The organism is Mesobacillus jeotgali (assembly GCF_900166585.1).
In the GTDB taxonomy this organism is placed as follows: Bacteria; Bacillota; Bacilli; order Bacillales; family Cytobacillaceae; genus Mesobacillus; species Mesobacillus jeotgali_A.
The window spans coordinates 2256714-2279804 of sequence record NZ_FVZC01000009.1 but is presented as its reverse complement, the minus strand read 5'-3'; the positions used below and the strand labels follow the sequence as shown (position 1 = coordinate 2279804).

The 23091-nt window shown below is 44.3% G+C and carries 20 protein-coding genes, 1 tRNA gene and 1 other annotated feature; all 21 genes read left to right on the top strand.

Features of this window, described 5'->3' with window-relative positions; all coding sequences use genetic code 11:
• Positions 1-141: 141 nt before the first annotated feature.
• The 21 genes from B5X77_RS21595 to clpX all read left to right on the top strand — a co-directional run bounded on the left by B5X77_RS21595 (position 142) and on the right by clpX (position 22469).
• Positions 142-2418: a DUF6359 domain-containing protein gene (locus B5X77_RS21595; protein ID WP_079509959.1), complete on the top strand. Its 2277-nt coding sequence runs from the start codon at positions 142-144 to the stop codon at positions 2416-2418.
• A 131-nt stretch (positions 2419-2549) separates the two neighbouring features.
• Positions 2550-3017, top strand: coding sequence for an acyl-CoA thioesterase (locus B5X77_RS21590; protein ID WP_079509958.1), 468 nt, complete (start codon positions 2550-2552; stop codon positions 3015-3017).
• 264 nt (positions 3018-3281) lie between these two features.
• On the top strand, positions 3282-3506 hold the full coding sequence (gerE, locus tag B5X77_RS21585) for a spore germination transcription factor GerE (RefSeq protein ID WP_019154738.1): 225 nt from the start codon (positions 3282-3284) through the stop codon (positions 3504-3506).
• 185 nt (positions 3507-3691) lie between these two features.
• Positions 3692-4144, top strand: coding sequence for a MarR family winged helix-turn-helix transcriptional regulator (locus B5X77_RS21580; RefSeq protein ID WP_079509957.1), 453 nt, complete (start codon positions 3692-3694; stop codon positions 4142-4144).
• Positions 4145-4154: 10 nt separating this feature from the next.
• Entirely contained in the window at positions 4155-4952 is a 798-nt protein-coding gene (gene racE, locus B5X77_RS21575) for a glutamate racemase (protein WP_079509956.1), read from the top strand.
• A 133-nt stretch (positions 4953-5085) separates the two neighbouring features.
• Complete coding sequence (locus B5X77_RS21570) at positions 5086-6147, top strand: GerMN domain-containing protein (RefSeq protein WP_079509955.1); 1062 nt, start codon at positions 5086-5088, stop codon at positions 6145-6147.
• Between the two features lie 120 nt (positions 6148-6267).
• Entirely contained in the window at positions 6268-7023 is a 756-nt protein-coding gene (rph, locus tag B5X77_RS21565) for a ribonuclease PH (RefSeq protein ID WP_079509954.1), read from the top strand.
• Positions 7024-7036: 13 nt separating this feature from the next.
• The gene (locus B5X77_RS21560; protein ID WP_079509953.1) at positions 7037-7630 is read left to right on the top strand and encodes an XTP/dITP diphosphatase; all 594 of its coding nucleotides are present in this window, start codon (positions 7037-7039) and stop codon (positions 7628-7630) included.
• A 3-nt stretch (positions 7631-7633) separates the two neighbouring features.
• The gene (locus B5X77_RS21555) at positions 7634-8158 is read left to right on the top strand and encodes a metallophosphoesterase (protein WP_079509952.1); all 525 of its coding nucleotides are present in this window, start codon (positions 7634-7636) and stop codon (positions 8156-8158) included.
• Between the two features lie 118 nt (positions 8159-8276).
• Positions 8277-8353 (top strand) — tRNA-Arg (locus B5X77_RS21550).
• Positions 8354-8689: 336 nt separating this feature from the next.
• A complete protein-coding gene (gene ilvE, locus B5X77_RS21545) occupies positions 8690-9592 on the top strand; it encodes a branched-chain-amino-acid transaminase (protein ID WP_079510343.1) in 903 nt (300 codons plus the stop codon).
• Positions 9593-9668: 76 nt separating this feature from the next.
• Positions 9669-9906: a binding site (T-box leader), on the top strand.
• Positions 9907-10078: 172 nt separating this feature from the next.
• Positions 10079-11788 (top strand): acetolactate synthase large subunit, encoded by a 1710-nt coding sequence (gene ilvB, locus B5X77_RS21535; RefSeq protein ID WP_079509950.1) that lies wholly within the window; start codon positions 10079-10081, stop codon positions 11786-11788.
• Positions 11785-12300 (top strand): acetolactate synthase small subunit, encoded by a 516-nt coding sequence (ilvN, locus tag B5X77_RS21530; RefSeq protein WP_079509949.1) that lies wholly within the window; start codon positions 11785-11787, stop codon positions 12298-12300. The genes ilvB and ilvN overlap by 4 nt, the downstream gene beginning before the upstream one ends.
• A 37-nt stretch (positions 12301-12337) precedes the next feature.
• On the top strand, positions 12338-13360 hold the full coding sequence (gene ilvC / locus B5X77_RS21525; protein ID WP_079509948.1) for a ketol-acid reductoisomerase: 1023 nt from the start codon (positions 12338-12340) through the stop codon (positions 13358-13360).
• Positions 13347-14885: a 2-isopropylmalate synthase gene (locus tag B5X77_RS21520; protein WP_079509947.1), complete on the top strand. Its 1539-nt coding sequence runs from the start codon at positions 13347-13349 to the stop codon at positions 14883-14885. The genes ilvC and B5X77_RS21520 overlap by 14 nt, the downstream gene beginning before the upstream one ends.
• 30 nt (positions 14886-14915) lie before the next feature.
• A complete protein-coding gene (gene leuB, locus B5X77_RS21515) occupies positions 14916-16028 on the top strand; it encodes a 3-isopropylmalate dehydrogenase (protein ID WP_079509946.1) in 1113 nt (370 codons plus the stop codon).
• Between the two features lie 33 nt (positions 16029-16061).
• On the top strand, positions 16062-17471 hold the full coding sequence (gene leuC / locus B5X77_RS21510; RefSeq protein ID WP_079509945.1) for a 3-isopropylmalate dehydratase large subunit: 1410 nt from the start codon (positions 16062-16064) through the stop codon (positions 17469-17471).
• Between the two features lie 134 nt (positions 17472-17605).
• Positions 17606-18202 (top strand): 3-isopropylmalate dehydratase small subunit, encoded by a 597-nt coding sequence (gene leuD / locus B5X77_RS21505; RefSeq protein WP_079509944.1) that lies wholly within the window; start codon positions 17606-17608, stop codon positions 18200-18202.
• Positions 18203-18402: 200 nt separating this feature from the next.
• On the top strand, positions 18403-19425 hold the full coding sequence (locus B5X77_RS21500) for a tetratricopeptide repeat protein (RefSeq protein WP_176167397.1): 1023 nt from the start codon (positions 18403-18405) through the stop codon (positions 19423-19425).
• Positions 19426-19582: 157 nt separating this feature from the next.
• On the top strand, positions 19583-20872 hold the full coding sequence (gene tig, locus B5X77_RS21495) for a trigger factor (RefSeq protein ID WP_079509942.1): 1290 nt from the start codon (positions 19583-19585) through the stop codon (positions 20870-20872).
• A gap of 334 nt (positions 20873-21206) precedes the next feature.
• Positions 21207-22469 (top strand): ATP-dependent protease ATP-binding subunit ClpX, encoded by a 1263-nt coding sequence (clpX, locus tag B5X77_RS21490; RefSeq protein WP_079509941.1) that lies wholly within the window; start codon positions 21207-21209, stop codon positions 22467-22469.
• Positions 22470-23091: the final 622 nt, after the last annotated feature.

The window sequence follows — 23091 nt, the reverse complement described above, 5'->3', positions numbered from 1 at the left end:
AAAGCGTTTTCATACTATGTATTCATTTTTCTAAATTTAGGAATAATTAACATACACTGCATGGAATAGCTGAAATATCCATGTTATATTCCTTCTGACAGGGATCTTATTCTGTCGGATATAATCTGAGGAGGAATCAATGTGGGGAACTTTCGTCAAAAACTTTTTTCTTTGCTGACAGCGGTTATTCTGCTTATGGGCTATGTTTCACCTTTCCCTGGCCAAACATCAGCTGAACCAATCCTGACTGTCCAGCAGGCGATAGAAAATAACAGTGGTACGGGAACAGTTGAAGGATACATAGTAGCACATACTACAGGCACCAATGCCTATGATTTTGAAGCTCCATTCGGAAATGATTATAATCTTGCACTGGCAGACAATCCTGATGAAAAGGATGCAAGCAAAATTCTGCCTGTCCAGATCAGTACCTCTTTCAGGAATTCATTTGGTTTATCTTCCAATCCAGATATTATCGGTAAAAAAGTGCAGGTGACAGGTTCACTTCAAGCATATTTCACCGTACCAGGCCTTAAGTCGCCTACAGCTATGCGCTTCGCTGAGGACAGCGGCGGAAACCAGGGAGAGCCTGAGCCACCCGCTGTTACAGGTTTGAAAATCCATGATATTCAGGGAGAAGGTCATTCCTCACCCTATAAGGACCAAAATGTTGCCGGAGTTACAGGCATTGTAACAAAAATTGATGGCAGCAGCGCGTTTTTTATGCAGGAACCAGAAGAGGATGGTAACCCAAACACTTCGGAAGCGGTATATGTTTACCAAAAGTCTCATGGTCTTGCTGTAGGTGATTCGGTTAAAGTTGATGGCCTTGTGAAGGAATGGGTTCTTGATGGCTACAGTGAAAAGCTGCAGACTGACCTGGCAATGACTGAAATAAACGCGACTGCAGTTACTAAGATTGCTTCTGGCAACAAGCTGCCTGATGCCGTCGTCATTGGCCAAGACAGAATTCCGCCATCACAAATCATTGATAATGATCAATTCGGTGTCTTTGATCCTGCCGAGGATGGCATCGACTTTTATGAAAGTCTCGAGGGTATGAGAATCGGAGTTGAAAGTCCCCAGGTCATCGGACCGCAGAAATATGGCGAGGTGCCTGTCATCGCCAATAAGGTTGATGGAAAGGTATACAGCCCGCAAGGCGGAATCTTGCTGACTAAGGAAAGCAGCAATCCTGAAAGGCTGTTCCTGCTCATCAATCGTGACTTTGTTGCGAAAACAGGAGACCGTTTTAATGGACTAGTCACTGGTGTAGTAAGTTACAGCTTCTCAAATTTCAAAATCTTGGTGGATCAGGATACGCTTCCAGAGTTGACTGAAGCCCAATTTGTTGAAGATTTGACGAAATTAGAGACTGAAAAGGATAAATTGACAATTGCCAGCTATAATATTGAAAACTTCTCAGCAAAAACAGATGCTGCAAAGACTAAAAGAATTGCAGATTCGATAATTAACAACTTGAAATCGCCTGATATTATCGGTCTTGTTGAAGTACAAGATAATGACGGCCAGACAGCCAGCGGTTCTTCAGATGCATCGATGAGCTACCAGGCTTTGATCGATGAAATTACTGCGCAGGGCGGACCTGCATACAGCTGGACTGATATTGCCCCAGAGTATAACCAGGATGGAGGAGCGCCGGGCGGAAACATTCGTGTGGGCTACCTATATAATCCGGAACGTGTACAGTTAAAAGAGGCACCTAAAGGCACTTCGACAGAAGCTGTTGCCTATGAAAATGGCGGTCTGACATTGAATCCGGGTAGAATCGACCCGCAGAATCCTATTTTTGAAGATACAAGGAAACCATTGGCTGCAGAGTTTGAATTCAAAGGGGAAGATGTAGTCGTCATCGCCAACCATTTTAACTCAAAAGGCGGAGACACCCCATTATTCGGCAAAATCCAGCCGCCAGTCCTTGATAGCGAGGCAAAAAGAATTGAGATTGCTAAATTGCTGAACGAATTTGTCGCAGGGATATACTCACAGGATCCTGAAGCAAATGTCGTTGTTCTTGGGGATTTGAACGACTTTGAGTATTCCCAACCAATTGAGGCATTGGAAAACGGGCAATTAACAAACATGATTGAAACATTGCCTGCAGAAGAAAGGTTCACTTATAATTTTCAGGGAAATTCTCAGGTACTTGATCATATTCTGGTATCCAATCATCTTGCTGACAGCAGTGAGGCGGATATCATCAATATTAATTCTATGTATATGGAGGAGCATGGGCGGGCAAGTGACCATGATCCTGTCATGGTTCAAATCGACCTTAAGCAAAAGCAGTGTCCGGAGCAAAGCGGAAACGCAAAAGGAAAGGTAATGGACAATAACGGAAAACACTTGGGACACGATAAAAAAGCAAGAGCGTGCGGCTATAAAAATGCCAGCTGATTATTCAAGGAAGGATTGGGTCTCCCAATCCTTCCTTTCTGTTTTTAACCTGTTTTTATTTCCAAACAACAAAAAAAAATTTATAATAAAGAAAAGAATGAATGTTCATTCAGTTTACTGGAGGTTACAACATGAAGAAGATGGATTACATTGACGAAATTGTCAGCTGGGAAGAGGAATTTGAGTTTTTTTATAAAGTGAAGGTACGCTTCTCTGAAACGGATATGTTCGGGCATTTGAATAACACTGTTCCATTTACATATTTCGAACAAGCGAGGATTGAATATTTCAAGAGCCAGGGATTCATGCAGGATTGGGTAAAACCGGAAAATGAGACGATCCCGGTTGTTGCGGATTTGCAGTGTGATTATTTGAGCCAGATTTTTTTTGATGAGGACTTGAAAATTTTTGTGAAAGCCAGCTCAATTGGCAATTCTTCCGTCGACCTTCACTATATGGCAAAGAAATCTGATGGTTCAATTTGCCTTGCCGGCAGGGGGACAATTGTCCAGATTTCCAAAAAAACAGGAAAAGGTGTACGATGGACAGAAGAAATGAGGGATCTATTTTTAAAAAGCAAGAAATCCGCCGTTCAATAGTCCTTCAAGACATTCAGTAAAATAATTTTCGGGTATCGCTTTCTGGTTTTATCCTTTAAAATCAGCAAAAAAAGCCTGGACAACACATTATTTTACGGACCTTGAAAATCAATTTACAACTGTACAACAGCCTAATTGTAAAATTTGGCATGAAGTCCCTTAATTATGTGTCACTTCAATACTTTCCTTCACATATGATATTTTGACTAAATTTATACCCACCCCGCAGTTCACAGCTGGCGAAGGCAAGGAGGGTTACAATACTTGAAGGAAAATGAATATACTCACAAGCCATTACTCACTAAACGCGAAAGAGAAGTTTTCGAACTGTTAGTACAAGACAAAACAACAAAAGAGATCGCTAGTGAATTATTTATCAGCGAAAAGACAGTTCGGAACCATATTTCAAACGCCATGCAAAAGCTTGGTGTAAAGGGGCGTTCCCAAGCTGTTGTAGAGCTCCTGCGAATGGGAGAGCTAGAACTTTAATCATGACCGGCCAATCCTGCAGGGTTGGCCGGTTAAGATATTAAAGGGCCTTTGTCGGCTCATTTCAGAATTGTATCTTGAAATTTTCCCGAAAAAAGTAGAAAATAAGGGCAATAGTATTAATATCATTCTGGCTTGGAAACCAGGTCTTTTGGATAAAGCATTTTATTTAGGAGTTGTTACGGATGAAGGTTGAAGGGATTAACCAGGGGCTGGAGACGGTTGCTGATATCGAAAAGGATTTAAGATACATATCGGGTATTATTAAGCAGAAGGGCCGGGAATTGCTAAGTAATTACACGATTACACCGCCACAGTTCATTGCCCTGCAATGGCTGTTTGAAGACGGTGATATGACGATCGGGGAATTGTCGAATAAAATGTTCCTGGCATGCAGTACGACGACGGATCTTGTTGACAGGATGGAAAAGAATCAACTTGTTGTAAGGGTGAAAGACCCTAATGACAGACGAGTAGTACGCATCCATCTCCTTGACGAAGGGGAAAGGATCATCGATGAAGTAATCAAGAAACGCCAGCTGTACCTTCAGGAAGTATTGAAGGATTTCTCCGGTGAAGAAATCGTATCGCTTAAGGAAGGGCTGGCAAAATTACATCAAGAAATGCGTGGAGAATGAGGCGAGTTTTTTGAACCGACCAATCGGAATCATTGATTCAGGAGTAGGCGGGTTAACTGTTGCCAAGGAAGTCATGAGGCAGCTGCCATATGAGCAGATCATCTATGTCGGTGATACGGCCCGTTGCCCTTATGGCCCGAGGCCTGTTGAAGAAGTGAAGAGATTCACCTGGCAAATGACCCGGTTCCTGCTGGAAAAGAATATTAAAATGCTTGTCATTGCGTGCAATACAGCGACAGCGGTGGTCCTTGAAGAAATCAGGGAAGAACTATCCATTCCGGTACTGGGTGTTATCCAGCCGGGCGCAAGGACAGCGATCAAGGTAACCGAAAATTATAAAATCGGAATTATCGGTACTGAAGGCACCGTTAAAAGCCGTGCGTACGAGCATGCGCTGAAATCAATCAATCGTAGAACTTCTGTTGCAGCACTTGCCTGCCCAAAATTCGTGCCGCTTGTTGAGAGTGGGGAGTATGATGGGCATGTTGCGAAGAAGGTCGTAACTGACACCCTGAAACCATTAAAGGGACAGGGCCTGGATACATTGATCCTGGGCTGCACCCACTATCCTTTGCTTGAGCCGCTCATCAAAGAGGAAATGGGAGATGAAGTCAAGGTTATAAGTTCAGGAGAGGAAACGGCGCGTGAAGTGAGTACAATACTAGGCCATAGCGACATGTTTGCCGATCGGGACGAGCTTCCTGAGCATTCATTTTACATGACTGGCTCAAGGACAATCTTTTCTTCAATCGCGTCCCAGTGGCTGGAAAGGCCGATAGAAAACGCAGAGAAAATTAAATTAGGATAACACGGACTTCCGGCAACGGAGGTCTTTTTTTTAACAGCTTAAACAGCCTATCCAAAAAATCTTCTCTCAGACGGTCTAAAATGTTGAAAGGCTCGTATACATGATAGTACAAACTGTCTTTGGAGGGATTTATATGTCAAAAAATAAAAAGGCTGTGGTCGTTACAGCTGCTACATTGGCAACTACGGTATTCCTGTCAGGCTGCGGACTGTTCGGCGGCGAGGAAAAGAAGAAAATCGATCCGCCACAGGATGTTACGATCATGGAAGACGGGAAAGCAGTTGATGAAAATGTTTCTACAGAAACAAAAGAGGACGGCAAAGAAGCGGTGGAGACATCTGTTCAGACAGAACTGTACTTGATCGATAAAAATGGTTATGTCGTTTCCCAAACGCTCGAACTTCCTAAAACCGAGAGCGTCGCAAAACAGGCATTAGAATATCTGGTCGCAAATGGACCTGTCGAGCAAATGCTCCCTAATGGCTTCAGGGCTGTCCTTCCAGCTGACACGCAAATGTCAGTGAACATCAAGGATGGAACAGCAACAGTTGATTTTTCAAAGGAATTCGCAACCTACAAAAAAGAGGATGAAAAAAGAATCCTTCAGGCTGTGACATGGACGCTTACACAGTTTGATTCCATCAATGAGGTTAAGCTTCAGATGAATGGCACCCCACTTGAAGCCATGCCGGTAAACGGAACTCCGATTGGAGGAGAATTGAGCCGTGCAGATGGGATCAATATCGACAATTCTGATGTTGTAGATATCACAAATACAAAAGCACTAACAGTTTATTATATTGGCGGTGAGGAAGGAGCCTATTACTATGTTCCGGTAACAAAGCGGGTCAGCAATGATGTAAAAGATAACATCACCGCAGTTGTCAACGAGCTTGTAGAGGGTCCTGCATTTGCTTCGAATCTGCTTTCGGAATTCCAGGCAGATGTAAAGCTGCTTAATGATCCAAAAAATGAGGATGGCAAGGTGACGCTGGACTTTAATGAATCCATCCTAGAAGAAAAAATGGTTTCAGAACATCTGCTGAATTCTCTTGTCCTGTCACTGACAGAGCAGGAAGGAGTTGAGAGTGTCGCCCTGACTGTAAATGGAAAGGCAGACATCCTGTCAGAAACAGGTGAGAAACTGGCAGAGCCGGTTACAAGGCCTGAAAAAGTTAACACAGGTAGTTTTTAATAGCAAGATTTTGATATACTAAATAAAGACATTCAAAGAGGCAGGCGTATTTCCTGCCTCTTATTTATTGTGTTTCCAGGCAGGCCGATTGTTTTTTATCATGCTAAGGAGGGCTTTTTTATGCGATTTGATGGGCGAGAACCCTTACAATTAAGACCAATACATATTGAAACTGATTATTTAAAACACCCGGAGGGCTCAGTGCTGATTTCTGTGGGAGATACGAAAGTCATCTGTACTGCGAGCATAGAGGACCGTGTGCCGCCATTTATGCGTGGTGAGGGAAAAGGGTGGATCACTGCTGAGTATTCCATGCTGCCTAGAGCTACAGAGCAAAGGAATATTCGTGAGGCGGCAAAAGGCAAAATTTCCGGGAGAACAATGGAAATCCAGCGCTTGATTGGCAGAGCATTGCGGGCAGTCGTGAATCTGGAGGCGATTGGAGAGCGGACAGTCTGGATTGACTGTGATGTCATCCAGGCAGACGGCGGCACTCGTACCGCATCGATTACAGGAGCTTTCATTGCCATGGCACAGGCTCTAGAAAAGCTTAGTAAGCAAAAGAAACTCTCGGCATTCCCAGTAACGGACTTACTTGCTGCAACAAGTGTCGGAGTCCTGAAAAATGGAGAAGTTGTTGTTGACCTGAATTATGTAGAAGATTCCGCTGCCCATGTCGACATGAATGTGATTATGACAGGCAATGGGGAATTTGTTGAGCTCCAGGGGACAGGAGAAGAAGCTACTTTTTCATACGGCCAGCTGCAGGAGCTTTTAAAGGCGGCCCAGGATGGGATAACGGAACTATTCGAAAAGCAGAAAGCAGCCCTGGGAGAGGAATTAGCGGCCAAAATCGAGGGAGCAAATAAAAGCTAGGGGAGATCTCAAAATGGAATCAGTCATTATCGCAACAAAAAACAAAGGAAAAGCAAAAGAGTTTGAAAAGCTTTTTTTACCAAAGGGGCTGACTGTTAAAACGCTGCTGGATTACCCGGAGCTTGAAGAAGTCGAAGAAACAGGTTCAACCTTTGAGGAAAATGCAGTCCTTAAAGCTGAAACAATTGCAAGAATTCTTGGAGTCCGTGTGATTGCGGATGATTCTGGCCTTGAAATTGATGCCCTGGAGGGTCGTCCTGGTGTCTATTCTGCACGATATGCCGGAATTGAAAAGAATGATGAGGCAAACATCGACAAGGTTCTTGATGAGCTGCAAAATGTGCCAGAAAACGAGCGTGCCGCCAGATTCTGTTGTGCTTTGGCGATGGCAGAGCCGGGAAGGGAAACACTGACGGTTTTCGGAACATGCGAAGGCCGGATCCTTCATGAACGGCGGGGAACCCACGGGTTTGGCTATGACCCGATTTTCTTTGTCGAGGCAGAAGGCAAGGCAATGGCAGAGTTGTCATCAGACGAAAAAAACAGTATCAGCCACCGGGCGACCGCAATTCGAAAACTGGATGAAGCTCTCAGGGAGCGGGAGTGAAACATGAGCAAAGTGTTGATTGTCAGTGACAGCCATGGATCAACAGAGGTGCTTGAAGGAATTAAAAGTCTTCATGGAAACGATATGGACCTGATGATTCACTGCGGCGATTCTGAACTCTCCGAGAAGGACGCTGCTATCGTGAATTTCCATTCAGTCAAGGGAAATTGCGATTTTTACGGTAGTTTCCCTGATGATGAAACTCATATGATAAACGATGTGAAAATCTTTGTGACCCACGGGCATTTGTACTCAGTCAAATCGACCCTCGTAAACTTATACTATAAGGCAAAAGAAGTACAGGCGGATATAGTGTGTTTTGGGCATTCTCATATCCTGGGAGCCGAAATGATCGATGATGTGCTCTTCATTAATCCGGGCAGCATCAGACTCCCGCGAGGAAGAAGGGAAAGGACCTACGGAATTATAGAGCTGCGTGATCAAAAAGTCTTATTGAGATTCTATGACTATGGTAATGGAGAGCTATCTGATTTGAGGCAGGAGTTTTCACTTCACAAAAAAGGCTAATGCTACTATAATAGGTTTCTGAGGGGGAATAAAATTCCCCTCGGAAAAAAATTTCATTTTTTATTGACATTTAGTTATTTGGCTAATATAATAAATCTTGTCTTTAAAAAACCACTATGTCCCAGTAGCTCAGCCGGATAGAGCATACGCCTTCTAAGCGTACGGTCGGGAGTTCGAATCTCTCCTGGGACGCCATTTAAACTACATACCTTAACTCACCTTCCTGGAAGGTGAGTTTTTTTGTATTTTGGATTGCAATTAGGAAAATAGATTAAAAAAAATTTAAAAATTTTAAAATGTGAATATATCAACAATGTAAGCGTATACAAATTGATTAACAAATCTAAATTATCAAATAATTTAGAAAAAGGGTGTTGACGAGTGTATAAATTGGGCGTAAGATAATCCTCAAATATAAAATACAAGTTGCACCATACAGTTTTATAGCAATAGCCAATTGTGTAAAATTGTATTTTTTTAAACCTAAATTTTACTAATTTAAAGCGTCTATTTATTAAAGGAGTGTTGATGGTGCCCGATCAGTGGATTTACTTGAATGGTGAATTCGTCACCAAGGAAAATGCCAAGATTTCAGTATATGATCATGGTTTTTTATACGGTGATGGTATTTTTGAAGGGATACGGGTATACAGCGGCAATATTTTCAGGATGGATGAACATATGGATCGGCTATACCGTTCAGGCAAATCCATTATGCTGAACATGCCCCACTCTAAAGAGGAGCTCACTGATCTTGTTGTACAGACAGTTGAGCGGAACCAATTACGAGATGCCTATATCCGCATTGTCGTCTCGAGGGGTGTCGGTGACCTGGGACTGGATCCCTTCAAGTGCCCGAATGCGAATATCGTTATCATTGTTGAGCCGCTGTCTATTTTCCCGAAGGAATTATATGAAAGCGGACTTGAAATTGTTACGGTAGCCACAAGAAGAAATCGCCCTGATGTTTTAAGCCCAAAAGTGAAGTCATTGAATTATTTAAATAATGTTCTGGTAAAGATTGAGGCGCATCTGGCTAATGTAAGCGAGGCTTTAATGCTCAATGATCAGGGCTATGTTGCCGAAGGTTCAGCAGACAATATTTTTATCGTAAGAGGCAACAGCTTTTTCACACCGCCAGGCTATGTTGGAGCTCTTGAAGGAATCACGAGGAATGCAGTCATTGAAATAGCGGAAAAACTAGGTTACGAGGTGAAGGAAGAACCATTTACCCGCCATGATGTATACACCGCGGATGAAGTATTCCTTACCGGGACCGCAGCCGAAGTGATTGCGGTGGTTAAAGTAGATGGAAGAGTCATTGGCGATGGCGTACCGGGAGAGCACACGCAAAACATCTTGAGTGAGTTCAGAGCAAGAGTCGTAGCAGAAGGAATCCAGGTCTACCCGGAAAAAGCCCATCAAGTAAGTTAATAGAATTCTTTTACAAGACAATACGTGAGTTATACCATTAGAATCTGCCAATACCAAACTAGTCTAATTGAATATAGATAAAGCAAAGACAGGGACAAGTAATTCAATGCAATCAGCATGCACAGAGAGCCGGGTTAGCTGGGAGCCGGTGATGCCGTATTGAATGAACTCACCCTGGAGCGCCAGTTTGAAAGGAATCCAAGTAAAACTGGCCGAGTGCCCCGCACTTGTTATCAAAATCACGAGCGCACGCGTAAAGCGTGAAGAAGGGTGGTACCGTGGAACAAGGAGATAAAGCCTATTCCATCCCTTTGCCTGGGAAATCCAGGCATATGGAGATGGATGGGCTTTTTTATTTTTGAAAAAAGCTATTTCCGCAGAGTTTATTGCTTTAACAGCCAAACATTTGGGTCCAATAAGTCCCTCTCATTGGAAAAGCAACCATCAATGCGAGAAACAGCTTATATACAAAAGGAGGTTCGATAAATGGAAGCTGCCTTGAAGGAAACAAAGGCTAAAACAAGTGAAGTAAGCGGTGCGGATTTACTGCTTAAAGCCCTGGAAAAGGAAAACGTCGAAGTCATTTTTGGCTATCCCGGCGGTGCTGTCCTGCCAATTTACGACAAACTCTATGATTCCAAGATTCTTCATGTGCTGCCAAGGCATGAGCAGGGAGGAATCCACGCAGCGGAAGGATATGCAAGGATCAGCGGGAAACCGGGAGTAGTGATTGCAACTTCAGGGCCAGGCGCGACCAACATCATCACCGGAATTGCCGATGCGATGATGGACTCATTGCCATTGGTCGTTTTTACTGGCCAGGTGGCTACAGGCGTCATCGGTACGGATGCCTTCCAGGAAGCTGACATTCTTGGAATCACCACACCAATCACGAAGTACAACTATCAGGTCAGGGAAATCAAAGACATTCCGAGGATCATCAAAGAAGCTTTTTATATAGCGACAAGCGGCAGACCTGGCCCGGTCGTCATCGATTTTCCGAAAGATCTGGCAGCCGGAGTAACAGAAGTGCCGGAAGAGCAGGATGTCCATCTTCCGGGATACCAGCCGACAACTGAGCCGAACTTCCTACAGGTCAGGAAATTGTCAGAAGCAGTCAGCAAAGCTAAAAAGCCAGTCATCCTCGCCGGCGCCGGTGTCCTCCATGCCCGGGCTTCGAATCTACTAAAAGAATATGCTGAACAGCAAAACATAGCAGTTGTCCACACACTGTTAGGCTTGGGAGGATTTCCTGCTGGACATGAACTATTCATGGGAATGGCAGGGATGCATGGCTGCTATACGGCCAATATGGCTCTTTACCATTGTGACTTGTTGATCAATATTGGGGCGCGTTTTGATGACCGCTTGACCGGCAATCTAAAGCATTTCGCCCCACATGCAGCAGTTGCCCATATAGACATTGACCCGGCTGAAATCGGCAAGAATGTCCCAACGCAAATTCCCGTTGTTGGAGATGCAGGTGAAGCATTAAGGCAGCTGATCAAGCTGGAGGGGAATCCGCCGCAGCAGCAAGAGTGGATTGAATCGCTCGCCGTGTGGAAAAGGGACTTTCCTTATCATTACGAAGACAGTGAGGTTCTTAAACCGCAAAAGGTGATGGAATTGCTCTATGAAAAAACTGCAGGCGAGGCGATTGTCGTTACCGATGTCGGCCAGCATCAAATGTGGGCAGCTCAATTCTATCAGTTCAATACAGCTGATCGATGGGTCACCTCAGGAGGGCTGGGGACAATGGGATTTGGTCTTCCAGCTAGTGTTGGAGCACAGCTCGCAGACCCGCATGCTTGTGTTATCGCTGTTCTTGGCGATGGAGGCTTTCAAATGTCAACCCAGGAACTTGCGGTCATCAAAGAATTCCAGCTGCCGATCAAGATTGCGATTTTCAACAACATGGCACTCGGAATGGTGAGGCAGTGGCAGGAGATTTTTTATCAAGAAAGGTATTCACACAGTAAAAACCCAGTACAGCCATCCTTCGTCAAACTGGCAGAAGCTTATGGCATAAAAGGATTTGAAATCCGCACTGAAGCAGAAGCCAGTGCAGTCCTGGATGAAGTCCTCAATAATGATGAACCAGTGCTGCTCGATTTCAGAGTGGATGGAGACGAAAATGTATATCCGATGATTGCTCCGGGAAAAGGAATCCACGAAATGGTGGGAGTGAAAAAATGAAACGAATCATAACGTTGACGGTTTTGAACCGGCCGGGAGTTCTGAACAGGATCACCAATCTTTTTACAAAACGCAACTACAATATCGAGAGCATTTCAGTGGGCCATACCGAACAGGAAGGAGTTTCTCGGATGACTTGTGTTGTCCATGTCGAGAATGACAGGATGGTCGAGCAAATTACAAAGCAACTGAACAAGCAGATTGATGTCCTGAAGGTGGCGGATATCAGTGATCAGGCAATTGTAGCCCGCGAGCTTGTTTTAGTGAAAGTGCCGGTCCTTCCTCATAACCGCACAGAAATCTATTCAATCATTGAGCCTTTCCGGGCGTCGGTGATAGATGTCAGCAAGGATAGCATCATCATCCAATTGACAGGTGAAACAGAAAAAATTGAAGCGTTTATCGATTTGATCAAACCATATGGAATCAGGGAAATGGCCCGTACCGGAACGACAGCTTTCCCGAGGGGGAACCAGCGGACCACTCAGCAAAAAACATTTTCTTTTGTCTGATGATAACTAATTTTTTTAATAGAAAGGGAGAGGTAATATGGCAAAAATGTACTATAACGGAGACGCGAATGAGGCTTATTTTAACGGAAAGAGAGTTGCGGTTGTCGGATATGGCTCACAAGGGCATGCACACGCCCAGAATCTTCGTGACAGCGGTGTGGAAGTTGTTGTTGGCCTAAGAACTGGAAAGTCATGGGAAAAGGCTGTTGAAGATGGATTCGAAGTCAAGACGGTTGCAGAAGCAGTTGCTTCATCAGATGTAGTGATGGTGCTGTTACCGGATGAGCGGCAGACAGCGGTCTACAAAAATGAAATTGAACCTCAGTTGTCAAACCAGGCTTTAATGTTTGCCCACGGGTTTAATATACATTTTAACCAGATTGTCCCCCCGGCGAGCTGTGATGTATTGCTGGTTGCACCAAAGGGTCCGGGACATCTTGTCAGAAGGACCTACGAGGAAGGTGCAGGGGTTCCGGCATTGTTCGCTATCCATCAGGATGTGTCAGGAGAGGCAAGGGAGCTGGCGCTGGCATATGCGAAAGCAATCGGTGCATTAAGAGCGGGAGCACTGGAAACAACCTTCAAAGAAGAAACGGAAACGGATTTATTCGGGGAGCAGGCAGTACTTTGCGGGGGGTTGACTTCGCTGGTGAAAGCTGGTTTTGAAACACTTGTTGAAGCAGGCTACCAGCCAGAGCTGGCCTATTTTGAAACCATGCATGAACTGAAGCTGATCGTTGATTTGATGTATGAGGGCGGACTAGAAGGCATGCGCTATTCAATCTCCGACACAGCTCAATGGGGTGACTTTGTCAGCGGACCAAGAGTCGTCAATGACCAGGTAAAACAGGAAATGAAAAAAGTTTTGACTGACATCCAGGAAGGCAATTTCGCAAAAGGCTGGATTGCTGAAAATGAAAACAACAGGCCAGTCTTCGATGCAATCAATGAAAAAGAAAACCGGCACCAGATTGAAGAGGTGGGAAGAGAACTGAGAAAGATGATGCCGTTTGTCAACAAACAAAAGCAGAGAGAAGTGGCTGCCAGTGCGAAAAATTAAGATTTTTGATACGACACTTAGGGACGGGGAACAATCAGCAGGAGTGAACTTGAATTTTTCGGAAAAATTGGAGATAGCCAGGCAGCTCGAGCGCCTGAATGTAGATATTATCGAAGCAGGATTCCCGGCTGCCTCAAAAGGGGATTTTGCCTCGGTTGCTGAAATTTCCCGCCAGATAAAGGGGTGTTCGGTGACAGGACTCGCGCGCTCGGTTTTGACCGATATTGACACCGCCTGGGAAGCATTAAGACATGGGGCAGAACCAAGGCTTCATCTGTTTATCGCAACTTCGCCTATTCATAGGGTACACAAGCTGAAACAGACAAAGGAAGAAGTGATTGAAACAGCGGTAAGAACCGTGAAATATGCGGCATCTAAATTTCCGGTTATACAATGGTCTGCTGAGGATGCGTGCCGGACTGAGCTTGATTTCCTTGCTGAGATTGTTGAAGAAGTAATTAGAGCAGGGGCAAGGGTAATCAATATTCCAGATACTGTCGGTTATATCTCTCCGCAGGAATATGGACAAATTTTTAGTTACTTGCAGGAACATGTTCCTTCTATTAGTAAAGTCGATCTTTCAGCGCATTGCCACGATGACCTTGGAATGTCGATTGCCAACTCCCTTGCAGCTGTATCTGCTGGAGCTGCCCAGGTCGAAGGGACCATTAACGGAATCGGCGAGCGTGCCGGGAATGCTGCGCTCGAGGAGTTCGCGGTCGCCCTCCATATCCGTAAAGATTTCTATAATGCAGAAACAAGGATGAACCTTAAAGAAATCAGCAGAACGAGCAGCCTTGTCAGCAAGCTTACGGGAATGGCTGTTCCAGCTAACAAAGCCGTTGTAGGCAGGAATGCGTTCGCGCATGAGTCAGGAATCCACCAGGATGGAGTGTTAAAAGAGAAAACGACGTACGAAATCATTTCTCCCGAGCTGGTCGGCCTGCAGAATAACTCGATGGTACTCGGTAAGCATTCCGGACGCCATGCATTCAGAAACAGATTGAATGAAATCGGGCTTTCGGTACCTGAGCAGGATATCAATCATTTATTCTCAATATTTAAGGAACTGGCGGACCGCAAAAAGGAAATGACCGATGAGGATCTTGCAGCAATCATCCTAGAAGAGAAGCTGGCGAAAGAACAGCAATATTACAGTCTTGATTCGATTCAGGTCCAGTATGGCACAAACCAGGTTCCAACCGCGACCGTTACCCTGTTTGGCTGTCAAAATGAGCTGATACAGGAAGCATCGACAGGTTCCGGAAGTATTGAAGCTTTATATAATACGCTTGAAAAATGCATGGAAGAAACAGCGAGTTTATTAGATTACCGAATACAGTCTGTTGGAGCTGGCAGAGATGCACTGGCACAGGTGTATGTAAAGCTCGATTTCGGGGGCACGGAAACTAGCGGAAGAGGCTTGGCACAGGACGTGCTTGAAGCTTCTGCTAAAGCTTATCTCAATGCTGTCAACAGAGTCCTGTTTATAGAAGAAACAAAGAAAGTCGCGGTCAATGGCTGAACAACTAATAAAAAAGCGGAGGCGAGTGTAATGGAAAAAAGGATCGCAATCCTGCCGGGAGATGGCGTAGGGAAAGAAGTAAGCAAGGGGGCGGTCACTATCCTCCAGGCAGTAGCCGAGCTTTTCGGGCATAAATTCCACTGTGTATATGGAGAAATTGGAGGGGCAGCCATTGATGAATATGGCACCCCGCTTCCAGAGCACACACTGGAACTCTGCAAAACTAGCGATGCAGTCCTTTTAGGGGCAGTGGGCGGACCGAAATGGGATCGAATGCCGGGGCATATCCGTCCGGAAAAAGGGTTGTTGAAAATCAGGAAAGAGCTTGGGTTATATGCAAATGTCCGGCCAGTCCAATATTACTCCAGTATTTCTGATGTTTCACCACTGCGCAAGGAAGTCGTCGAGGGAGCAGATATGGTTGTAGTCAGGGAACTGACAGGAGGGCTTTACTTCGGGAAACCAAGCGAAAGAACCTTCCAGAAAGGTGAGGCTTCCGTAGTTGATACTTTGTTTTACCAGAAAAAAGAAATTGAGAGGGTCATCCGCTATGCGTTCGAGCTTGCAACGACGCGTAAAGGAAAGGTCACTTCTGTCGATAAGGCTAATGTCCTGGAATCAAGCAGAATGTGGAGGGAAACAGCTGAAGAAATCGCAAGGGAGTATCCTGATGTTAGGCTCGAGCATATGCTCGTTGACAATGCGGCAATGCAGCTGATTAAAAATCCGCGACAGTTTGATGTCATCGTAACCGAAAATATGTTTGGAGATATTTTAAGTGATGAAGCTTCAGTGCTGACCGGATCGCTTGGCATGCTGCCATCTGCCAGCGTCTCGACCAAAGGGCCCAGCCTCTATGAACCGATCCATGGTTCCGCACCGGATATTGCTGGTACGAACGCAGCCAATCCGATAGCGATGATCCTTTCTGCTGCTATGATGCTGAGAATGTCCTTTGGGTTGTTGGAAGAAGCCGAAGCAGTAGAGAACGCCGTCAAGCAGGTGCTTGAATCAGGAAGCAGGACTCGTGATATCGCTTTGCTGGGGAATTTCCCAGTAACTACTGAACAAATGGCAGATGAAATCAAAGCGGCCCTGCTCGACAATGAAGCAATTTTTAATATCATGGGCGCGTACGCTTAAAAAAGAATAATGATTAAGGAAGGGGAGGATATTTTGGGTAAAACGATCATAGAAAAAATTTGGGAGAAGCATGTCGTCCATATGGAAGAGGGCAGGCCGGATCTTTTGTACATCGACCTGCACCTTGTCCATGAAGTAACCTCCCCGCAGGCATTTTCAGGGCTGAGGATGAAAAATAGGAAAGTAAGGCGGCCTGATCTGACATTTGCGACGATGGACCATAATGTGCCTACCATTAATCGACGGGAAATCAATGACCAGGTGGCCAGGAATCAGATGGACACGTTGAGAAACAACTGTCTGGAGTTTGGCATACAGCTAGCGGATCTTGACAGCCCTGAACAGGGTATCGTCCATGTCATCGGGCCAGAACTGGGATTGACGAAGCCAGGAATGACCATCGTCTGCGGAGACAGCCACACATCGACACACGGTGCATTCGGTTCCCTTGCCTTCGGGATTGGAACAAGTGAGGTGGAGCATGTGCTCGCAACCCAGACACTCTGGCAGGCAAAGCCTAAAACATTGAAAATTGAGGTTTCAGGCTCACTTGGGCCTGGAGTCAGTGCCAAGGATGTGATCCTCTTCATCATCAGTAAATATGGGGTCAAATTCGGAACCGGATATGTAATCGAATTCTGCGGTGATGTGATCAGGAATATGTCGATGGAAGAGAGAATGACCATTTGCAATATGTCAATTGAAGGCGGGGCAAAAGCTTCAATTGTTGCTCCAGATGAAAAGACTTTTGCGTATTTAAATGGAAGGAAATACGTGTCAAAGGGAGATGAGTTTCTCGATCAAATCCTGGAATGGCAGCAGCTCGCTTCGGATAAGGATGCTAAACACGATGATGTGATCATGGTAAATGGAAACGAAATTGCTCCGATGGTCAGCTGGGGCACCAATCCTGCTATGACTGCAGAGGTAACGCACCGAGTGCCTTATTTAGCTGAATGTGAAACCGAGGCCGAAAAGAAAGCCGTCCAAAGGGCATTTGAGTACATGGGACTTGAGGAAGGCCAGCCTATCACTGCTATCCGTGTTTCCAGGGTATTCATCGGCTCCTGCACGAATTCAAGGATAGAGGATTTACGCGCAGCTGCCCAGATCATCAAAGGAAAGAAAGTCGCTGCCGGAGTATATGCGATTGTCGTACCCGGGTCCCAGCAGGTCAAAATGGCTGCAGAAACAGAAGGCATTGCCCGAACCTTTATCGAAGCAGGTTTTGAATGGAGAGAATCAGGCTGCAGTATGTGTCTGAGCATGAATGCTGATATTGTACCAGCTGGAGAACATTGCGCCTCCACGTCGAATCGAAACTTCGAGGGCAGGCAGGGCGCGGGGGCACGGACACATTTAGTCAGTCCGGCCATGGCTGCTGCTGCGGCGCTGTACGGACACTTTGTTGATGTCAGGACACTGGCCGGAGTTCCAGTTTAGGTTTTACTTCTTAGCCCGGTTTCTTGAACGATATTAATATGAAAATCATTACTAAAGAAGTGAAAAATGTTTCGAGGAAGAAGAATTTCGGGTCATTTTGCCAAAATCCCATTTTACGATGAAAGGAGTCTCAAATGGCCAGTTTTAAAGAAATGACAGGTAATGCTGCTGCAATGGATCGGACAAATGTGGACACAGACCAAATCATTCCAAAGCAATTCCTCAAAAGAATCGAGAAAACCGGCTTTGGGCAGTATTTGTTCTATGATTGGCGCTTCAAGCCAAGCGGTGAATTAGATGAAAGGTTTGAACTCAACCACCCTGCCAGCCAGGGAGCATCTATTTTGATCGCGAATGAAAACTTTGGCTGCGGCTCATCAAGGGAGCATGCGCCATGGGCATTGCAGGATTATGGATTCAAGGTGGTGATTGCCCCGTCGTTTGCAGATATATTCAAGCAAAACTGCCTGAAAAACGGAATCCTCCCTGTTGTACTGCCTGAAGAGGTGGTGGCCTCTTTACTCAAGAAAGCAGCCGGTCAGGTGTACGAACTGACCGTCTCACTTGAACACCAATGTGTTTATGACAAAGAAGGCTTCAAAGCAGAATTTGAGATTCACCCATATTGGTATAATATGCTCCTGAACGGCTGGGATGAGATTGAATTGACCCTCCAGCTTGAAGAGCATATCAAGGAATATGAGGATAATCCTGCTTCAACAAGATGTTAACATTCTTATAAGCATCAGCTGTTTTTTTGCAGGCTACCAGTTAAGCTTATTAATACTGCATTTATAAAATTGATTGATTCACAAGTTACACTTGTGAATCTTTTTGTTTTTTCATGAAATCATGCTACACTTTCTAAAAAGCTGAAGATGCATCTGGGAAAACAATATTGTTATTTTTTATAAAGTAAGGCGGTATGTGTATGAAAAAGCGGGATTCAAATAAGGATAATGTGATCCTGTTTCCTGGCCTGGAAAAGCGCCTTTTGGAAAAAGGCCTCGATTATATGAAACAGCAAAAGTACAGGGATGCTATCCAATATCTTGAGCAGGCCCTGGATCACGATCCTGAGAACAGCGATATATATGTTGGGCTTATACTTGCCCATTACGAAACGGGAAACCTGAAGCAAGCCAAAGATATAGCGGCAGAGATGCTTAAGAGCGGATTGGGTGATTACATACAGGTAATTGAAATGTACTTAATGATCCTCGTCCAGCTGAATGAGTACAGTGAAATGGTAACTACTATTGAAGCTCTTTTGGAAGAAAGGGAGATTCCCGCAGATAAACACGAGCATTTTATCAAAATGCTCGAGTTTGGCAGAAAGATGATCGATGGAATTGAAAGAAATGAAATTGCAGAGATAGATGATGAACAACCAGAAGAACAGGCGCTTGATCTGTTTGGCTCGGACGACCTCAATCAACAGGTGATGGCTTTAGCAAGTCTTGCGAATGTAAATATCCGTCCTTTTATCAAGATTATTAAAGAATTTACACGGTCAGAAGAGGGTCATCCCTTTTTAAAAACAATGCTGGTCAATATATTAAGAGAACAGGGTTACGCAGAGGAGCTTGCCGTAAATAAATTCGGCTGGGAAGAATCGTTTTTCCCTGCTCAGCTGCCAGATGTCAAGGAGTATATCGAGGACAGTGGAGTACTGCAGCTGTTAAGCCGTGAAATAGAAAATGAGGATCCTGTATTGTTTGAGCAGGTACAGAGCCTGGTCGAGCGTTATTTCTTCCTGATTTACCCGTATAAAAATCCTGTCGGCAATTCTCCGGCATGGGCTGCAGCAAGTCATTTCATTGCCAATGAGTACTATGGATTTGACGATCCGCTTGAGACTTTCGCTGATCTTTACAGCAGTCCGCATGAAGAAACAGCACAGGTTCTCGACTTTATCAGGAAGCTAGAAGAAATTTCTTACCCGATAATATAGTCCTGGCTGTTGAAACGAAATAATCCTGTGTTATAATGTAGTGGTTGTATTATGTAAAAATCATTCTATTTTACATTTAATCTGGAATATTACTTGGTTAACAAGAGTATTCATCGTCGAATGAAGATGACAATAGATTATTGTTGGAGGGAACTGTATGTCTGCAAAGGTAGAAAAAAGAGAAGGGAACCAAACGGTTCTAACAATTGAAGTTGATGCTGAAAAGGTCAATAAAGGTCTTGACGCTGCATTCCAGAAAGTCGTTAAGCAAATTAACGTACCAGGATTCCGTAAAGGGAAAATGCCTCGCCAAATGTTCGAAAAGCGTTTCGGCGTAGAGTCTTTATATCAAGATGCAATTGATATCCTTCTTCCAGAAGCATATGCAAATGCAATCGAAGAAACTGGAATCGAGCCAGTTGACCGTCCTGAAATCGATGTTGAACAAATCGAAAAGGGTAAGAGCCTTATCATTAAGGCTACTGTAACTGTTAAGCCAGAAGTGAAGCTTGGCGAGTACAAAGGACTTGAAGTAGAAGCATTCGACACAAACGTTACAGACGAAGAAGTTGAAAACGAACTAAAAGCATTGCAAGAAAAGCAGGCAGAGCTTGTTGTTAAAGAAGACGGTACAGCAGAAAATGGCGACAGTGTTGTCATCGATTTCGAAGGATTCGTTGATGGCGAAGCATTCGAAGGCGGCAAAGCTGAAAACTATTCACTTGAACTTGGATCAGGTTCATTCATTCCTGGTTTCGAAGAACAACTGGTTGGTACAGCTACTGGCGAAGAAAAAGATGTTGAAGTCACTTTCCCAGAAGAGTATCACGCTGCTGAGCTTGCAGGAAAGCCTGCAACTTTCAAAGTAAAAGTTCACGAAATCAAAGGCAAAGAACTTCCAGCGCTTGATGATGAGTTCGCAAAAGATGCTGATGAAGAAGTTGAAACTTTAGAAGAGCTTAAGACTAAAATCAAAGATCGCCTGGCTCACGATAAAGCACACCAGAAGGAACACTTCGAACGTGACACTGTTGTTGAAAAAGCAGCAGCTAACGCAGAAATCGAAGTTCCTGAAGCAATGATCGATACTGAAATCGACCGCATGGTTAACGAATTCGAACAGCGCCTGCAAATGCAAGGCATGAACCTTGACCTATACTACCAGTTCTCTGGTCAAGACGAAGCTGCTCTTCGTGAACAAATGAAAGAAGAAGCTGCTACACGAGTTCGCGTTAACCTGACTCTTGAAGCAATCGCAAAAGCTGAAAACATCGAAGTTACTGATGAAGAAGTTAATGCAGAGCTTGAAAAGATGTCTGAAATGTACAATATGACTGCTGACCAAATCAAAACTGCACTTGGCGGAAGCCTTGAAGGAATCAAAGGTGACCTTCAACTTAAAAAAGCAGTTGATTTCCTTGTAGAAAACAGCAAGTCTGTTGCATAATAGAATCAGGAAGATATAGAAACAAGGCGCGAGTATATCGTGCCTTGTTTTCTACAATTTATCACCAATATATACATACATAAATTTTTAGTAATTTCGTATATGCCGATTTAATGGCCTGAATTATGGATAAGATGATTTAGTACATATTTTTTCGATTCATAAGCGCGAAACTTAAATGGCCGAGGGTTATTATTTCCTGTACCCTGGCAAAATATGATACAATGCAATACATACCTGCTCGAATGCAGCAGAAAAACTGTTACTTAACCGTTCGTTTGCTTATGAATCGCAGCTTTATATATGTTTTAGAAGTTCTCAAGGGGTGAAGGCATTGTTCAAATTTAATGACGAAAAAGGACAACTCAAATGTTCCTTCTGCGGCAAGACCCAGGATCAGGTCAGAAAATTGGTTGCTGGACCAGGCGTCTATATCTGTGACGAATGTATTGAATTGTGCACAGAAATTGTTGAAGAAGAACTTGGCACTGAAGAAGAGGTTGAGTTCAAGGATGTTCCGAAGCCACAGGAAATCCGCGATATTCTAAATGAGTATGTAATTGGCCAGGACCAGGCAAAGAAAAACCTGTCTGTAGCCGTTTACAACCACTATAAGCGTATCAACTCAAACAGCAAGATTGATGATGTGGAACTATCAAAAAGTAATATTGCTATGATAGGTCCTACTGGAAGCGGTAAAACATTACTTGCTCAAACATTGGCCCGTATTCTCAATGTTCCATTCGCAATCGCGGATGCTACATCATTAACAGAAGCGGGATATGTCGGTGAAGACGTCGAAAATATCCTTTTGAAATTGATCCAGTCAGCTGATTACGATGTTGAGAAAGCTGAAAAAGGGATCATTTACATCGATGAAATCGATAAAATTGCAAGGAAATCTGAAAATCCTTCCATCACGAGGGACGTTTCAGGTGAAGGAGTACAGCAGGCACTCCTTAAAATTCTTGAAGGAACGGTTGCAAGCGTACCGCCACAAGGGGGACGAAAGCATCCTCATCAGGAATTCATCCAGATTGATACTACAAATATCCTGTTCATTTGCGGCGGGGCATTCGATGGTATCGAACAAATCATCAAACGCCGTCTCGGCCAGAAAGTAATCGGCTTTGGCTCTGATAAAAAAGAAGAAGATTTAGATAAGAAGGAATTACTGTCAAAAGTACTTCCTGAAGACTTGCTGAAATTCGGTTTGATCCCTGAATTCATCGGCCGTCTCCCTGTAATCGCCAGCCTAACTCCGCTTGACGAAGAAGCACTGGTAGAAATCCTGACAAAGCCGAAGAACGCACTTGTGAAGCAATATCAGAAAATGCTTGAGCTTGACGATGTCGAGCTTGAATTTGAAGATGATGCTTTAATCGAGATCGCGAAAAAGGCAATCGAGCGCAAAACAGGAGCACGCGGATTGCGTTCCATTATCGAAGGTATCATGCTTGATGTCATGTTCGACCTTCCATCACGTGACGATATCGTAAAATGCATCATCACGAAGGAAACAGTCGAAAACAACATGCCGCCAAAGCTAGTCCTTGAAGACGGAACAGTCCTCAAAGACGAAAGAAATTCAGCCTAATATTATCAATCCCGGTGAATATTTCACCGGGATTTTTTGATTTATTACACCCCTTTGTATGTTTGCTCCTTGGAATAAAAGTAAGCTGTTGGAACCGGAGCGAACTTTGGACAGGTTTGTTGTTAAGAGAGGAAAAGCTGTCAGAACAAAAGCCGACTTTGGACAGGTTTGGTGATAAAAGAGGAAAAGCTGTCAGAACATCAGCGAACTTTGGACAGGTTTGGTGATAAAAGAGGAAAAGCTGTCAGAACATCAGCGAACTTTGGACAGCTTTGGTGATAAAAGAGGAAAAGCTGTCCAAACAATAGCGACCTTTGGACAGCTTTTGAGTTAAAAGAGGAAAAGCTGTCAGAACATCAGCGAACTTTGGACAGGTTTGGTGATAAAAGAGGAAAAGCAGTCCAAACATCAGCGAACTTTGGACAGGTTTGATGTTAAAAGAGGAAAAGCAGTCCAAACAATAGCGACCTTTGGACAGCTTTTGAGTTAAAAGAGGAAAAGCTGTCCAAACATCAGCGAACTTTGGACAGCTTTGGTGATAAAAGAGGGAAAGCTGTCCAAACATCAGCGAACTTTGGACAGGTTTGGTGATAAAAGAGGAAAAGCTGTCCAAACATCAGCG

Coding starts and splice junctions, on each gene's coding strand:
- B5X77_RS21590 (WP_079509958.1), top strand. CDS start 2,550: ATGAAGAAGATGGATTACATTGACGAAATTGTCAGCTGGGAAGAGGAA.
- B5X77_RS21580 (WP_079509957.1), top strand. CDS start 3,692: ATGAAGGTTGAAGGGATTAACCAGGGGCTGGAGACGGTTGCTGATATC.
- B5X77_RS21570 (WP_079509955.1), top strand. CDS start 5,086: ATGTCAAAAAATAAAAAGGCTGTGGTCGTTACAGCTGCTACATTGGCA.
- rph (WP_079509954.1), top strand. CDS start 6,268: ATGCGATTTGATGGGCGAGAACCCTTACAATTAAGACCAATACATATT.
- B5X77_RS21560 (WP_079509953.1), top strand. CDS start 7,037: ATGGAATCAGTCATTATCGCAACAAAAAACAAAGGAAAAGCAAAAGAG.
- B5X77_RS21555 (WP_079509952.1), top strand. CDS start 7,634: ATGAGCAAAGTGTTGATTGTCAGTGACAGCCATGGATCAACAGAGGTG.
- ilvB (WP_079509950.1), top strand. CDS start 10,079: ATGGAAGCTGCCTTGAAGGAAACAAAGGCTAAAACAAGTGAAGTAAGC.
- ilvN (WP_079509949.1), top strand. CDS start 11,785: ATGAAACGAATCATAACGTTGACGGTTTTGAACCGGCCGGGAGTTCTG.
- ilvC (WP_079509948.1), top strand. CDS start 12,338: ATGGCAAAAATGTACTATAACGGAGACGCGAATGAGGCTTATTTTAAC.
- leuB (WP_079509946.1), top strand. CDS start 14,916: ATGGAAAAAAGGATCGCAATCCTGCCGGGAGATGGCGTAGGGAAAGAA.
- leuD (WP_079509944.1), top strand. CDS start 17,606: ATGGCCAGTTTTAAAGAAATGACAGGTAATGCTGCTGCAATGGATCGG.
- B5X77_RS21500 (WP_176167397.1), top strand. CDS start 18,403: ATGAAAAAGCGGGATTCAAATAAGGATAATGTGATCCTGTTTCCTGGC.
- tig (WP_079509942.1), top strand. CDS start 19,583: ATGTCTGCAAAGGTAGAAAAAAGAGAAGGGAACCAAACGGTTCTAACA.